Source organism: Nocardioides sp. NPDC051685 (genome assembly GCF_044453405.1).
In the GTDB taxonomy this organism is placed as follows: Bacteria; Actinomycetota; Actinomycetes; order Propionibacteriales; family Nocardioidaceae; genus Nocardioides.
The window spans coordinates 582,768-596,575 of the sequence record NZ_JBITCR010000001.1 but is presented as its reverse complement, the minus strand read 5'-3'; the positions used below and the strand labels follow the sequence as shown (position 1 = coordinate 596,575).

The 13,808-nt window shown below is 69.9% G+C and carries 13 protein-coding genes; 5 read left to right on the top strand and 8 right to left on the bottom strand.

Features of this window, described 5'->3' with window-relative positions:
* Positions 1-50: 50 nt before the first annotated feature.
* Positions 51-3,116 (bottom strand): M4 family metallopeptidase, encoded by a 3,066-nt coding sequence (locus ACIA03_RS02940; RefSeq protein WP_396979067.1) that lies wholly within the window; start codon positions 3,114-3,116, stop codon positions 51-53.
* A gap of 201 nt (positions 3,117-3,317) precedes the next feature.
* Between ACIA03_RS02940 and ACIA03_RS02935 the strand changes: the two genes are divergently transcribed.
* On the top strand, positions 3,318-3,581 hold the full coding sequence (locus ACIA03_RS02935) for a WhiB family transcriptional regulator (RefSeq protein WP_292649912.1): 264 nt from the start codon (positions 3,318-3,320) through the stop codon (positions 3,579-3,581).
* Here ACIA03_RS02935 and ACIA03_RS02930 read toward each other — a convergent pair.
* Positions 3,578-4,474 (bottom strand): sigma-70 family RNA polymerase sigma factor, encoded by an 897-nt coding sequence (locus tag ACIA03_RS02930; RefSeq protein ID WP_396979064.1) that lies wholly within the window; start codon positions 4,472-4,474, stop codon positions 3,578-3,580. The genes ACIA03_RS02935 and ACIA03_RS02930 overlap by 4 nt on opposite strands.
* Before the next feature lie 158 nt (positions 4,475-4,632).
* Here ACIA03_RS02930 and ACIA03_RS02925 point away from each other — a divergent pair, with 158 nt between their 5' ends.
* Complete coding sequence (locus ACIA03_RS02925; RefSeq protein WP_396979062.1) at positions 4,633-5,085, top strand: carboxymuconolactone decarboxylase family protein; 453 nt, start codon at positions 4,633-4,635, stop codon at positions 5,083-5,085.
* Positions 5,086-5,198: 113 nt separating this feature from the next.
* Here ACIA03_RS02925 and pgm read toward each other — a convergent pair whose 3' ends face one another.
* On the bottom strand, positions 5,199-6,848 hold the full coding sequence (gene pgm, locus ACIA03_RS02920; RefSeq protein WP_396979060.1) for a phosphoglucomutase (alpha-D-glucose-1,6-bisphosphate-dependent): 1,650 nt from the start codon (positions 6,846-6,848) through the stop codon (positions 5,199-5,201).
* A 38-nt stretch (positions 6,849-6,886) separates the two neighbouring features.
* Here pgm and ACIA03_RS02915 point away from each other — a divergent pair, with 38 nt between their 5' ends.
* Positions 6,887-7,678: a crotonase/enoyl-CoA hydratase family protein gene (locus tag ACIA03_RS02915; protein WP_396979058.1), complete on the top strand. Its 792-nt coding sequence runs from the start codon at positions 6,887-6,889 to the stop codon at positions 7,676-7,678.
* On the opposite strand, the gene ACIA03_RS02910 is transcribed toward ACIA03_RS02915, so the two are convergent.
* From ACIA03_RS02910 to ACIA03_RS02900, 3 genes are all read right to left on the bottom strand, one after another.
* Positions 7,660-8,445: a hypothetical protein gene (locus ACIA03_RS02910; protein WP_396979056.1), complete on the bottom strand. Its 786-nt coding sequence runs from the start codon at positions 8,443-8,445 to the stop codon at positions 7,660-7,662. The two genes, ACIA03_RS02915 and ACIA03_RS02910, sit on opposite strands and share 19 nt — an antisense overlap.
* A gap of 70 nt (positions 8,446-8,515) precedes the next feature.
* Positions 8,516-9,457: an oxidoreductase gene (locus ACIA03_RS02905; protein ID WP_396979054.1), complete on the bottom strand. Its 942-nt coding sequence runs from the start codon at positions 9,455-9,457 to the stop codon at positions 8,516-8,518.
* A gap of 60 nt (positions 9,458-9,517) precedes the next feature.
* Positions 9,518-10,126 carry a LysE/ArgO family amino acid transporter gene (locus ACIA03_RS02900; protein ID WP_396979053.1) on the bottom strand — a complete coding sequence of 203 codons (609 nt, stop codon included), beginning with the start codon at positions 10,124-10,126 and terminating at the stop codon, positions 9,518-9,520.
* Positions 10,127-10,200: 74 nt separating this feature from the next.
* Here ACIA03_RS02900 and ACIA03_RS02895 point away from each other — a divergent pair, with 74 nt between their 5' ends.
* Positions 10,201-11,103 carry a LysR family transcriptional regulator ArgP gene (locus tag ACIA03_RS02895; protein WP_396979051.1) on the top strand — a complete coding sequence of 301 codons (903 nt, stop codon included), beginning with the start codon at positions 10,201-10,203 and terminating at the stop codon, positions 11,101-11,103.
* Between the two features lie 5 nt (positions 11,104-11,108).
* Here the strand turns inward: ACIA03_RS02895 and ACIA03_RS02890 are convergent, their stop codons facing one another.
* Positions 11,109-11,468 carry a hypothetical protein gene (locus ACIA03_RS02890; RefSeq protein WP_396979049.1) on the bottom strand — a complete coding sequence of 120 codons (360 nt, stop codon included), beginning with the start codon at positions 11,466-11,468 and terminating at the stop codon, positions 11,109-11,111.
* A 92-nt stretch (positions 11,469-11,560) separates the two neighbouring features.
* Positions 11,561-12,781 carry an MFS transporter gene (locus ACIA03_RS02885; RefSeq protein WP_396979047.1) on the bottom strand — a complete coding sequence of 407 codons (1,221 nt, stop codon included), beginning with the start codon at positions 12,779-12,781 and terminating at the stop codon, positions 11,561-11,563.
* Between the two features lie 82 nt (positions 12,782-12,863).
* Here ACIA03_RS02885 and ACIA03_RS02880 point away from each other — a divergent pair, with 82 nt between their 5' ends.
* Entirely contained in the window at positions 12,864-13,739 is an 876-nt protein-coding gene (locus tag ACIA03_RS02880; protein WP_396979045.1) for a LysR family transcriptional regulator, read from the top strand.
* The last annotated feature ends 69 nt before the right edge of the window (positions 13,740-13,808 follow it).

Here is a 13,808-nt window from a genome sequence, read left to right as displayed (position 1 = left end):
GAACGGGTGGCCCCGCCGGAGCGACATCTCCGGCGGGGCCACCTGCGTGACTACTTGACCTTGACCGTCACCGTCTCGGTGACCGCCTCGTTGTTCCGGTCACCCGAGTAGGCCACGTCGTAGGTGTGCGTGCCTCGGAGCGCCCGGAACGTCGCCTCCTCGCGCTTCAGCGTGAAGCGGCCGACGCGGATGCCGTGCTCGCTGACGACGATCTCGCCGGTCGCGCGTGCGCCGTCGACGGTGACCTTGACCTTGCCCCACTTGGGCGAGGTGGCAGAGATCTCCGGGACCGCCTTCTCGGTGCAGTAGCTCACCTTCACGTTGTCGACCGCCCAGCTCCGAGCGCCGCCACAGCCGTCGCGACCGAAGTCGAAGCGGAACTGCACGGTGTCGCCCGCGGCCGCGACGGAGTCGAGCTTCACGATGGTGGTGCCCCACTTGCCGGTGAAGCTGTTGCCGTCCGATCCGGTCCAGGCCGGCTGGCCCTCCATGTAGCCGCTCTTGGGGCTCATCGTGCCGCCCGGTGCGTTGAAGGCGTACGCGGCCTGGTCGACGAGCTTGAACTCGCCGCCGTTGACCGAGACCTTGACGTTGCCGCCGTCGTAGCCCCACTCGGTGAGCACCGAGTGGTCGAAGCTCAGCCGTGGCGAGAGGCCCGCGGGGACGGTGAGGGCCGGGCTGATCAGGCCGTTTCGGCTGGTGATGTCACCGGTCGCCGACCCACAGGAGCCGTCGTTCGGGTCGGGCGCGACCGCGAGACCGGTCTCGTTGCCCTCGACGTCGCTGCCGGCCTCCCAGGGGATGTCGTTGCCCAGGACCTGGGCCTCGGCGTCCTGGGTCCAACCGGCCAGACCGTCCTCGAAGTCCTCGGTGTAGGTGGTGACCTCGTTGGTGCCCTCGCCACAGAGCGCGGGGGTGTTCGGGTCGAGCATCGGGCCGAAGTTGCACTGGACCGGCTCCTTGGTGAGCTCGGTGGCCGTGTTGGCCGCCCCGACCGCCGCGCAGTCGTCGGCCGTGATCGGGTCGAGAGCCGGAGCCTCGGCCTCGCCACCCGGAGTCTCGCCGCCGCCGGTCTGCGGGGTCGAGGTGCCCAGGGTGAGCTTCTTGAGCGTCGTCACACCCATCAGGTCGGCGCAGGAGGAGACCATCGCCTGGGCGTACTCGGGGAAGCCCGAGGTCGGCGTCAGGTAGTTGGTCTGGGCGTGCCAGATCAGGTTGGCCGCTTTGTCCAGGCCGATGCCCGCCACGTTGACGTCGTTGTAGGAGCCACCGTCCACGAGCAGGGCGTAGTGGTGGTTGATGACACCCGAGTTGGTGTGGACGCCGCCGGAGTCGGTGGCACCGTCGCAGTGGTACTCCTCGTCGGAGACCTTGCCCGGGTCGCCGTAGCAGGTCGGGTTCCACATGTCGCGGATCGCGCCGCCGAAGGCGGTGGAGTCCTCACCCATCAGCCAGCGTACGGACTCGTCCTTGGTGCTGGTCGAGGCGTCCTTGATGGTGATGTTGACCGTGCTGGTGGCGTTCTTGATCTTCTGGCCGGTGGCGTAGTCGGTCGTCGCCCCGTAGATGTCGGCGTTTCCGGAGATCGAGCCGATCGGCTGGCCCTCCAGGAAGCCGATCACGATGCCCTTGGCGCCAGCCGTGGTGGCGTTGGCGACCTTGGTGGTGAAGGCGCAGACGCCGCGGTCGACGAAGACGAACTTGCCGGCGATGTCGGAGGCGTTGGTGAAGGCGCCACAGCCGTTGGTCGGGCTGCCGTCGGCCGGGTCGTCCTGACCCACGACGATGTCGGAGGTCACGCCCGAGGTCGGGAAGACCGGGCCGAAGTTGGCCGCGGCCGCCGGGCAGCCGCCCGCGACGTCGGCGGGGGAGTTGATCGTCAGCTCGATCGCCCCACGCGTCGAAGAGGAGCAGTGGCCGTCGGTGCGGTCGACGTCGTCGGTGGTGTTCTCACGCGTGTTGAGGAAGTCGACCGTGTTGCCCCACATGTCGGAGTACGCCTCGTTGAGCGCACCCGGCTGCCACTGGTAGATCAGGCCGGAGGTGTATTCGGTGTAGGCGTGACCCCACTCGTGGGCCACCACGTCGTCGGAGGTGACCCCGGAGCAGTAGTTGGTGGTCGCGCCGTTCCAGTTGGCGTTCGGGCACGAGATCGCCGGGTCGTTGTTGACCGTGACCATCTTGGCGCCGTTGCCGTCGTAGGAGTCGCGCCCGAAGGTGTTCTTGTAGAGCCAGTAGGACTCGCCGGTGGTGGCGACCTCCTTGGCCTGGTCCTGGTCGAGCGTTCCCGGGAAGGCGTCGTTCTCACGCCAGACGGTCGCGTCGTCGGTGGTGTCACCCGTGTTGTGCTTCTCGATCAGCTCGCGGTCGGTCGCGTTGTCGATCATCGAGTAGCGGTTGACCGGCTTGCCGCTGGTGGCGTCGAGCACGAGCGTCTCGCGCACGGTGGACTGGTTGGACACCTCGATGACCCAGGCGAGCAGGCTCTTGCCGCTCACGCCCTGGGCGGCGCCCATGCGGTAGATGTTGAGGTCGGCCTTGACGACCTCGACGCCGGTGGTGTCGATCTTGCTGTCGACGGGGGTCTCGGCGGGCTTCGACTTCACCAGCTCGAGCGCCTTGGCGCTGGCCTTCTCCTTCGACCACTTCGGGGTCGTGCTGAGGTCGAGGTTCGGGGCGGCGAAGCCGTTGACCGAGGTCAGGTCGCCGGACTTGTCGACGTGGGCCTTGAGGACGCCGCCGAAGACCGGCACGCCCTGGTAGGCCTGCTCGAACTCGACCGTCCAGCCGGCCGGGGTCGTGCTGACCTTCGACTGGTCGAGCTGGCTGGCCGTGGCGCCGAAGACCGGCGCGTACTCGTCGAGGTATTCACGCGCCTTCGCGGCCGCTTCGGACTTGGTGTCGGCGGCGATGCGGGGCAGCAGGTCACCCTTGGTGGACACGAAGCCGAGCAGTCCGGTGGCGCCCTCCTTCTTGAGGGTGACGGTCTGGTCGGCCGCGGCTTTGAGCTGGTCGATACCGCTGGGGTCCGGTTTCGCGGCGACCGCGGCGACCGGTGTGATCACCAGGCCTGCCGCGACGAGCGCAAGGCTGATTCCTTGCTTTCCGAGCTTCACGGGTTGCTCCTCTCGGGGTTCCGCCGCGTCGAGTCGCGGCGATTTCGCATCGTAGAGAGATTTGCGTCGACGAGGGGTGTAAACGCGAATCACGAGTCCGAAACGATTCCTCCTCGGGAGATCCTCAACGGGAGGGCCTCAGGGGAGATCTAAGGTAGTTGCCCGATGTGCGGGCCTACCTCAGGCGCAGATTCTCGAGGGGTGCCCTTGGAGATCATCCCGCCTTTGTACGCCGCCGGCCTGCCGTGCCACGGAGACGACTCTGCGTTGTGGTTCTCAGAGTCCCCCGCCGCCCTCGAGGTGGCCAAAGATCGCTGTCTCGACTGCCCGGTGATGCGCGAGTGCCTCTCCGGTGCCCTGGCCCGCTCCGAGCCGTGGGGTGTCTGGGGCGGCGAGATCGTCGAGCGTGGCCAGGTGGTCACCCACAAGCGCGGCCGCGGCCGACCCCGCCGCCAGGCGGCCTAGGCGTGCGCTGACTCCAGCCCCAGGCTCGCGGCGAGCTTCGCGACCTGGGCTGGGGCGGCGTACGCCTCGATCTCGGTGATCCGGCCGTCGACCACGGTGAAGGCCATGACGCTGAAGAGCTTCCCGTGGAAGGTGATCGCGACACCGGCGGCGCCGTTGACGAGGGCACTGTGCGTGACGCGGTCGGCGTGGGCGTACATGACGGCGTTGCCCGCCACCTTGGCCGCGCCCCGGTAGGTCGTGATCCCGGAGCCGAGGTCGGCCCGCAGGACCACGTCGGGGTGGAGCGCACCGATCAGCCGGTCCAGGTCGCCGTCCTGGGCGGCGGCGAAGAAGGCGTCGACGACCTCGCGCTGCGCGCTGACGTCGGCCGGTGACGTGCGGCCTCGGACCCGGCGTCGCGCTCGGCTCGCGAGCTGTCGGGTCGAGTCCGAGGAGCGGTCGAGCATCGTCGCGATCTCGTCGAAGGGCACGGCGAAGAGATCGTGGAGTACGAAGGCCAGCCGCTCGTCCGGAGAGAGCTGGTCGAGCACGACGAGGAGAGCGAGGCTGACCGAGTCGGCGAGCACCGCGCGCTCGGCCGGGTCCTGGGTGGTGCCGTCGTCGAGGACCACCGTGGGCTCCGGCAGCCGGTCCTCGATTGGCCCAAGATCAAGGGGCAGTTCTCCGCGGGTCTTGCGTGAGCGCAGCATGTTGAGCGAGACGCGTGCGACCACCGTCGTCAGCCACGCGCCGACGTTGTCGATCTCGTCGGTCTCGCTCCGGCTCAGCCGGAGCCAGGCGTCCTGCACGGCGTCCTCGGCCTCGGACGTGGAACCGAGCATCCGGTAGGCCACCCCGTACAAGTGCTGCCGCTCCTGCTCGAAGCGCTTGACCAGCCACTCCTGCTGCATCGTCCGTCCTCCGGGTCTCTGGGTCTCGGGGTAGGTCGCCCCCTAAGGACCCGACACGTGAAGGAGACCAGATGTGACCGATCCGGGCGAAGATTTTTTCTTCCCCCGATCTGTCACATCCCCCCGGTCGGCCGGGTCGAGATGGCATGGGCAACCGAATGAAGAACCCAGCAAAAGTCATCCCGCAGGCCTACAAGGGCATCGGCAACCTCCTCGCCGCGGTCGCGGACGGCGGCCTCCCCGAGACCACGACCGAGCTGATCGCCATGCGAGTCAGCTCGCTCAACGGCTGCGCGGCCTGTCTCCAGGGCCACGCCGTCCGCGTCGAGGAGGTGGGTCTCTCGATCGAGAAGATCGTCGGCCTCGCGGCCTACCGTGAGTCGCCCTTCTTCAGCGAGGCCGAGAAGGCGGCTCTCGCCCTGGCCGACGCCGTCACCCGCCTCGCCGACTCCGAGGACGCCGTGCCCGACGAGCTCTGGCGCGAGGTCACCAAGCACTACGACGAGAAGCAGACCGCCGCCCTGATCCTCTGCATCGCCACCCACAACCTCTTCAACCGAGTAAACGTGACGGTGCGAGAGGATGCGGAAGCCCCGTTCTGGACCCGCTGACCCGCCGAGAAGTCAGTTTCTGATCGCGAGAGGTCGATTTCTGACGCCGAGTGGACCATTCGGTGTCAGAAATCGACTCTTCGACGTCAGGGATCGACGTTTCGGCGGGGCGGTCAGGTCAGGGCGGCGGAGACGACCGCCCTGGCCTCCTCCTGCACCTGGGCCAGGTGGTCGGGTCCACGGAAGGACTCGGCGTAGATCTTGTAGACGTCTTCCGTCCCGCTCGGGCGGGCGGCGAACCAGGCCGACTCGGTGGTCACCTTGAGCCCGCCGATGGCCGCACCGTTGCCGGGGGCCTCGGTGAGCTTGGCGGTGATCTCCTCGCCGGCCAGGGTCGTCGCGGTCACGGCGTCGGGGGAGAGGGCCGCGAGCTTCGCCTTCTCCTCGCGCGAGGCGGGGGCGTCGATCCGGGCGTACGCCGGCTCACCGTGCTCCGCGACCAGCTCCGCGTAACGCTGGGACGGCGACTTCCCGGTGCGCGCCAGGATCTCGGAGGCGAGCAGGGCGAGGATGATGCCGTCCTTGTCGGTGGTCCACACGGTGCCGTCGAAGCGCAGGAACGAGGCGCCCGCCGATTCCTCGCCGCCGAAGCCGAACGAGCCGTCGATCAGCCCCGGCACGAACCACTTGAACCCGACCGGGACCTCGACCAGCGGCTTGTTCAAGGACGAAGCGACCCGGTCGATCATCGAGGACGAGACCAGCGTCTTGCCGATCCGCGCCGTCGCCGGCCAGTCCGGGCGTGCGCCGCCGAAGAGGTGGTCGATCGCGACCGCGAGGAAATGGTTGGGGTTCATCAGCCCGGCGTCGCGCGTCACGATCCCGTGCCGGTCGGAGTCGGCGTCGTTGCCGGTGGCGATGTCGAACTCCGGGGTGCTCTCCAGGAAGCGCACCAGCTCGGCCATCGCGCTGGGGGAGGAGCAGTCCATCCGGATCTTGCCGTCCCAGTCCAGCGGCATGAACCGCCAGGTCGGGTCGACCAGCTCGTTGACCACGTTGAGGTCGATCTTGTGCCGCTCGGCGATCTCCGCCCAGTAGGCGACCGAGGCCCCGCCCAGCGGGTCCGCCGCGATCCGCACCCCGGCATCGCGGATGGCGGCCAGGTCGACCACGGTGGGCAGATCGTCGACGTAGGTGCCCAGGAAGTCGTACGTCTCGGCCTTCCGCCGCGCGGCGGCGAACGGCACTCGCTTGACGCTGGCCAGACCGGCCCGGATCAGCTCGTTGGCACGGGCGGCGATGACCTTGGTGGCGTCCGAGTCCGCAGGGCCGCCGTGGGGCGGGTTGTACTTGAAGCCGCCGTCGGAGGGTGGGTTGTGGGACGGGGTGACGACGATCCCGTCCGCGAGACCGGGGCCGGACAAGCGGCCGCCGTTGGCCCGCAGGATGGCATGCGAGACGGCCGGCGTGGGCGTGTAGCCGTCGCGGTCGTCCACCAGGACGCGTACGTCATTGGCGACCAGCACCTCCAGCGCACTCGCCCACGCGGGCTCGGACAGACCGTGGGTGTCGCGCCCGATGAACAGCGGCCCGTCGATTCCCTGCGAGGTCCGGTAGTCGACGATCGCCTGGGTGGTGGCCAGGATGTGCGTCTCGTTGAACGCGGACCTGAGCGAGGACCCTCGATGCCCCGAGGTGCCGAACACGACCTGCTGGGCCGGATCCTCCGGGTCGGGCTGCAGGTTGTAGTAGGAGGCGACCAGGTGAGGTACGTCGACCAGGTCGGCGGGCGTAGCGAGCGTTCCAGCGCGTGGGTCAGCCATGTGTCCCATCATGCCTACTGCCCCGTAGTCTTCTTCCCATGCCCCTCGTCACCACCGAAATCAGCGACGGCATCGCCCAGGTGCGTCTCAACCGCCCCGACAAGCTCAACGCGCTGACCCTCGAGCTGCTCCAGGAGCTGGTCGACACCGCCAAGCAGCTCGGCAAGAACCACGACCTGCGTGCTGTGGTCATCGCCGGTGAGGGGGACGCGTTCACCGCCGGTCTCGACTTCGCCTCGGTCCTGCGGGACCCGAAGAAGATCGTCGGCGCCTTCATTCCCGTGCCCTTCCGCGGCACCAACCTCTTCCAGGAGTCGGTCTGGGCGTGGCGCCGGCTGCCGGTCCCGGTGATCGCGGCCGTCCACGGCCACTGCCTCGGTGGCGGCGTACAGATCGCGCTCGGCGCCGACTTCCGTATCGCCGAGCCCGACTCGCAGTGGTCGGTCCTCGAGGGCAAGTGGGGCATCATCCCCGACATGACCGGCATCCGGTCGCTCTCCGAGGTCGTCGGCATCGACACCGCCAAGAAGCTCACCATGACCGCCGAGCAGTTCTCCGGCCAGCGCGCTTTCGAGCTGGGCCTGGTCACCGAGCTCTCCGCCGACCCGGTGGCGACCGCGACCGCGTTCGCCCGCCGCCTCTCCGAGCGCTCCCCGGACCAGCTCGCCGCCGCCAAGCGCCTCTTCAACGACACCTGGTACGCCCCCATCAAGCGCACCTTCTCCCGCGAGCGCGTCGAGCAGCTCCGCCTCCTCTTCGGCGAGAACACCAAGATCGCCCGCGAGGCCGCCTTCAAGCGCGAGAAGCCGACCTACAAGCCCCGCCGCTGACCCGGTTCAGCCGAGGCGTCGCCCCCGTCGGCCGAGGCGTCACTCCGGTCGGCCGAGACGTCATCAGCTGCCTTCTCGGCCGACGCAAGCGACGCTTCGGCCGACGTACCTGACGCCTCGGCGTGCTTGCGGCGACGCCTGATCTCACCCTGGGCGAGGACGAAGGCGAGGATGACGGGCCAGACGTACTTGAGGTGGTTGGCCGCCCACGCGACCCATTCGGGGACCTGTACGTTCGGCAGGTCCGGCCAGGGGATCGACGGCCACGGGATGCTGGGGAGGTCGGGGAGCGGCAGGTCGGGGAGATCCGGCAGTTTCGGGAGCGGGATGTCCGGGAGTGAGATCCGGGCGACGATCCACGCGACGACCATCGCGGCGACGATGCCGCCGACCACGCCAGCAGCGCCGCCGAGGGTCTCGATGAGCGCATAGCGCCTGGGATGGTCGATCACCCGACGTTCGTACGTCGCGGCCCGCGACCCCGGCTCCGGAGTGAGATCGGCGCCGCCGATGCCGGCCAACCCGGCCAGGTCCTCGCCGGGCGCGAAGTAGGTCGCGCGGCGCGGCGTACCGAGCGCGGAGTGGATCACGAGCAGGCTCCCGTGGGCCTTGCTCTCGAGCCGTGCCCGGTCGTCGACCGTCTTCCGGGAGAGGACTTCCTCGCCGTCGACGGTCCACACGAACCGACGTACGATCTCGCCGGTCACCTCGAGGTGGTGGGTGTGCCCGGCGATCGTCCGCGACCAGGTCTGGACCTTCTTGCTCACCCTGGTGAATCTAGGAGCCGGGGCACCAGCACGGCATCGGCCCGAGGTAGCGACCGGGGTCAGACTTTGGTCAGGGGTAGGCGATACCTGTGGTCTGCTCGGAGAGCTCCCACAGCGCCCGGGCCGCCTCCGGATCGCGGGCGAGTCGCGACGCGTTGACCGGCTTCGGCGCCCCGCGGGCCTCGAAGGCGTCGCTCGGCCCGATGTACGTCCCCGGCTCCAGCCCCGGATAGGTCGCCGCCATCAGCGCAGGCCAGGCACCGGCTTCGGGGGTCTGCGCCATGGCATGGACGGCGGCCTCGCTGATGCTCGCGATCGGCGCGATCAGCCTCATGGACGTGCCGTTCGCCATCAGCCGGGTCGAGGCGAGCCCCGGGTGGGCGGCGTACGCGGAGATCGGCAGCCCCGCCTTCTCCAGGCGTCGCTGGAGCTCGAAGGTGAAGAGCAGGTTGGCGAGCTTGGACTGCGAGTAGACGTTCCAGGGTGAATACCGTCCGACCTGCACGGTCGGGTAGCCCAACGGCGCCTTGCGGGCCAGCTTGTGCATCACGCTCGACATGGTCACGATCCGTGCCTCGCCGCTCTCGGCCAACGGCTCCAGCAGCAGCCCGGTCAGCAGGAACGGGCCGAAATGGTTGGTCGCCATCTGCAGGTCGAGGTCGTCCACGGTCCGCGACTGCGGCGTGGCCATCACGCCCGCGTTGTTGACCAGCAGGTGCAGCGGTCCGCCGCCGTCGAAGGTCGCCGCCGCGATGGCCTCGGCCCCGGCCCGCACCGCCTGGAGCGAGGAGAGGTCGAGCGCGACCCGGTCGAGCCGGGCGCCCGGAACCTCCGCGGAGATCGCGGCCGCGGCCGCGTCGAGCTTCTCCCAGGACCGCCCCGCCAGGATCACCCGTGCCCCCGCGGCGGCCAGGCCACGCGCGACGAAATACCCGATCCCGCCCAGCGTCGGTCCGGTCACCACGGCGTTCTTGCCGGTCAGGTCAGGAATGTCGGAGGTCGTCCACGGCATGCGGCCACACTAGGCGGCGACTCCACACAATGGACGCATTTGACGGCCGGTCCCGCCCGATCAGCCCAGCCCGCCCACCGCGAGCCCGGCGGCGATCGCGAGCATCGTGCACCCGATGAGACTGTCGAGCACCTGCCACGCCCGCCGGCTGGCGAGCAGCGGCCCGAGCAGCCGGGCGCCGTAGCCGAGCCCGGCGAACCAGATGATGCTGGCCAGGCACCCGCCGACGGCGAACCCCCAGCGCGCCGAGCCGTACGTCGCCGCGATCGACCCGTGGAGCACAAGTGTGTCGATGTAAACATGCGGGTTGAGCCAGGTGAAGGCGGCGGCCTTGGCGATGACCCGGGGGAGTGCCTCGCGGGGCGCATCGGTGGCATCGAGACCAGAAGGGCGCAGTGCCCGCCGGAACGACCCGATGCCATACCAACCGAGGAACGCCACCCCGAACCAGCGCAGCAGCTCCAGCGCCCAGCCCGCCCGGGAGACGACCACTCCCATCCCGCCGACCCCGGCGCAGATCAGGACGAGGTCGGAGATCGCGCACACGCTCACCACCACGAGCACGTGCGAGCGCAGGATGCCCTGCCGCAGGACGTACGCATTCTGGGACCCGATCGCGACGATGAGGCTGAGCCCGGTGAGGAGTCCGGCGAGGCTGGCGTTGATCACCCCAGCGACGCTAGAGCGCGACCAACCAACAGACCAGCGAAAGAATCTAACCGAAGATAAGCAACACTTAAGCCATGCCCGCGCTCGACCCCACCCAGCTCGAGACCCTCGTCGTGATCGCCGAGGAAGGCACCTTCGACGCCGCAGCGCGCCGTCTCCACATCACCCCGAGCGCCGTCAGCCAGCGGATCCGCGCGCTCGAGCGCGCGGCCGGACAGGTGCTGGTGCGGCGTACGACGCCCTGCACGCCCACCGCGGCCGGCGAGCCGCTGATCAGGCACGGCCGCCAGCTCCGCCTGCTCCTCGCCGAGGCGGCCGAGACCCTGAGCACGGGTGACACCAGCGACGACACCGTGGTCGATCTTTCGGTCGTGGTCAACGCGGACACCCTCGCGACCTGGTTCCGGCCGGTGCTCGACGAGGTCGCGACCTGGGAACGAACGGCACTGCGGATCACCGTGGAGGACCAGGGCTACTCGGCCGACGCCCTCAGGCGTGGCGAGGTCCTGGCCGCCGTCACCAGCGAGCCGAAGCCGGTCCAGGGCTGCACGGTCGAACCGCTGGGAAGGCTCCGCTACACCCCCGGCGCCACACCCGCGCTCGTCGAGCGCCACCGCAGGGGCAGAGGCATCGACTGGAGCGCGATCCCGATGATCGTCTTCAACGAGAAGGACCACCTCCAGGACGAGGTGCTCGCCGCGCACGGCGCGTCCAGGCCGCCGGTCGTCCACCGGGTCCCGAGCAGCCACGACTTCCACGAGGCGATCCGGCGCGGCCTCGGCTGGGGCATGCTCCTCGACGCCCAGGCCGAGGCCGACCTCGAGTCCGGGCGGACGATCCCTCTGCCGGGCGCGAAGCCGATCGACGTCCAGCTCTTCTGGCAGCGCTGGCGCCTCGACTCGATCGCCCTCGACGACCTGAGCGAGGCCGTACGCCGCGCCGCCCGCTCCGGGCTACGCCCGACGCGCCGCCGCTGAACGGGTCATGCCCGGCGGCCGCGGTAGCCGGCCCCGAAGTGCTGGCCCTGAGGGGCGTTGTCCGGCATGGGCTGCCCGGCGGGCGGGTAGTGCCCCTGCGGAGGCGGGCCGGGAGGGTAGGGCCCCTGGGGGCCACCGCCGTAGGGGCCGGGGTCGTACTGGCGGTGCTCTACAGCGGTGGTGTGCTGGGACCGGTTCACCGACAACAGCACGCCGATCACGATCGCGAGACCGCCGGTGACGACGAAGATCCAGCCCAGCGGCTCGCTGGCGATCGCGTTGGCGACCTCGTCGGGCAGATCCACGGCGTTGGTGAGCAGGACGAGTCCGAGGACCAGCAGGATGATTCCTAGGCCGATGGTCATGGCAGAACTCCAGAGGTTGGGGGCAGGCGCGCCACGCTACCCAGCCGTTTCAGGCCCCCATACCGTCCCCCGCATCGCAGCCCGCAGCCGGTTCAGGCCGTACGCCGCGTCCCGGCCACCCCGCGCGCCGCGACCCCGAGCAGCACCAGCAGGAGGGCACCGAAGGCGAGCATCGCCGGGTCGGTCGCGACGTACTGCACCAGGATCCCCAGCAGCACCACCGGCACCGTGATCCCCAGGTAGGCCATCAGGAAGAGCCCGGCCAGCGCCTCGCCGCGGCTGTCCGCCGGCGCCACCGAGATCACGGTCGCGACCGCAGCCTTGAACGACATCCCCGACCCGGCCCCGGTGACGACGGCCCCGACGACCAGCACCCAGAACGTGCCGGACAGCAGGGCGCCGACGACGAGGAGGAGTCCGGCGGTCAGTGCGACCAGCCCGGTGACGTACAGCCGGCGCCGCGGCCAGTGTCCGGCCAGCACCTGGAAGAGCGCAGCGGCCCCGAAGATGGAGAACCCGACCACGCCCGCCACCGCATGCGAGTGGAGGGAGAGCTCGTCAGCCAGGAACGACGGCACCAGCGAGGTGAAGAAGCCGAACATCGCGAACGCCACGAAGCTCGCCATCCCGGCGGAGAAGTAGGCGCTGCGGGCGTCGGCCGGCACCCGCACCCGCTGCGGCCGGTAGGTCCACCCCGGCTGGTCGGTGTCGACCGTCTCCGGTGCCGCGACGACCGCCAGCAGCCCGATCACCATCAGGAATGCGAAGACCGCGTACGGCGTGTAGAGCGGTCGCGGTGCCCACTCGGCCAGGGCCCCGGCGACCAGCGGTCCCAGTCCCAGCCCGCCGATGTTGGCCGCGGTCGCGACCACCTCGGCCCGGGTCGCGGGAGCCTCCGGCCGCGCGGTCCGGTGCAGCTCGGCGAGATGGGCCGTCGCTGTCGCCGTCAGCATCCCGACGCCCAGCCCGGACAGCAGCCGCGCCAGCAGCAGCCAGCCCAGCTCGTGGGTCGAGAGGAAGATCAGCACGGAGAGCACGTTGAGCAGCACCGCCGGCGCCACCACCCGTCGTCGCCCGAACCGGTCCGAGAGGTGGCCGGCGAGGAAGAGGGAGACCGCCACCCCCGCGCCGTACGTGGCGAACACCACCGTGATCACGAACGAGCCCCATCCCTGCTCGTCGACGTAGAAGACGTAGAGAGGTGCGGGGGCGGCCGCGAAGCCCATCGTCGCGGCGAACAGGAACGCCACCGACCAGAACCCGCGGACGTGGTGGTGCCGCTCGGTGAGGGGCGCTGCCTGGATCGTTGTCATGCGTCCATGCTCGCCGATCCGCATGATCATCTCCAACGAATCTTGTCGACGGTTAGCATCACGATCTGCGATAGTGAGGAGCATGCAGCCGCACCAGCTGGAGTACTTCGTCGCCGTCGCCGAGACCGGCAGCTTCACCGCCGGAGCAGACCGGGTCGGTGTCGTGCAGTCAGCGGTCTCCGCAGCCGTCAAGCAGCTCGAGCGCGGGCTGGGAGCGCCGCTGATCGAGCGTGGCTACCACCGCCTCGCGCTGACCGCCGAGGGCGAGGCGCTGCTCCCACGCGCCCGCGAGGTGCTCGCCGGCATCGAGGCTGCTCGCGAGGCGGTCGCCGGCGCCCGCGGCCAGGTGGTGGGCACCGTCCTCTTCGGCACGCTCTCCTACACCGGCCGCTGGGACATCGCCGAGGTCCTGCAGGGCTTCGCCGCCCGCCACCCCGGCATCACCGTGCGCATGCGCCAGACCATCTCCGGCAGTTCCACCAGCGAGGCAGACGTACGCTCCGGGGCCCTCGATCTCGCCCTGGTCTCCACGCCTGCGGCCTCGCTGCCTGGTTTGACCCTGACCCGCATCCACGGCGACGAGCTGGTCTTCGTCTGCGCGCCCGACCACCGCTTGGCGCGGGCCCGTGCAGTGTCTCCCGCCGACCTCGCCGAGGAGAGCTGGGTCGACTTCCCGACGGGGTGGGGCAACCGTACGGTCGTGGACGCCGCGTTCGCCGCCGCCGGCGTCTCGCGGACGGTCCGTACCGAGGTCACCAGCTTCGGGCTCGCGCGCAACCTCGTCTGCCGCGGTCTGGGCGTCTCGATCGTCCCCCGCGCGTCGATCGAGGATGACCCCGTGATCGTCGCCGTGCCGATCGGCCTGGAGTGGTCCTTCCAGCTCGCCGTCGCGAGCGACCGACGGATCTCGGCGGCCGCCGCACGGCTCGCCGAGGCGGTCATCGCCTCCGCGATATGAGCGGCAGATGACGAAGCGGCCCGCCCGGAGAACCGGGCGGGCCGCAGCGTACGAATGGATCTTGGATCT

Bases quoted from the DNA above. Each gene is read 5' to 3' on its own strand.
- ACIA03_RS02880 (WP_396979045.1), top strand. From the start codon at position 12,864: ATGCAGCCGCACCAGCTGGAGTACTTCGTCGCCGTCGCCGAGACCGGC.
- ACIA03_RS02890 (WP_396979049.1), bottom strand. From the start codon at position 11,468: ATGACCATCGGCCTAGGAATCATCCTGCTGGTCCTCGGACTCGTCCTG.
- ACIA03_RS02925 (WP_396979062.1), top strand. From the start codon at position 4,633: ATGAAGAACCCAGCAAAAGTCATCCCGCAGGCCTACAAGGGCATCGGC.
- ACIA03_RS02895 (WP_396979051.1), top strand. From the start codon at position 10,201: ATGCCCGCGCTCGACCCCACCCAGCTCGAGACCCTCGTCGTGATCGCC.
- ACIA03_RS02905 (WP_396979054.1), bottom strand. From the start codon at position 9,457: ATGCCGTGGACGACCTCCGACATTCCTGACCTGACCGGCAAGAACGCC.
- ACIA03_RS02930 (WP_396979064.1), bottom strand. From the start codon at position 4,474: ATGCAGCAGGAGTGGCTGGTCAAGCGCTTCGAGCAGGAGCGGCAGCAC.
- pgm (WP_396979060.1), bottom strand. From the start codon at position 6,848: ATGGCTGACCCACGCGCTGGAACGCTCGCTACGCCCGCCGACCTGGTC.
- ACIA03_RS02915 (WP_396979058.1), top strand. From the start codon at position 6,887: ATGCCCCTCGTCACCACCGAAATCAGCGACGGCATCGCCCAGGTGCGT.
- ACIA03_RS02885 (WP_396979047.1), bottom strand. From the start codon at position 12,781: ATGACAACGATCCAGGCAGCGCCCCTCACCGAGCGGCACCACCACGTC.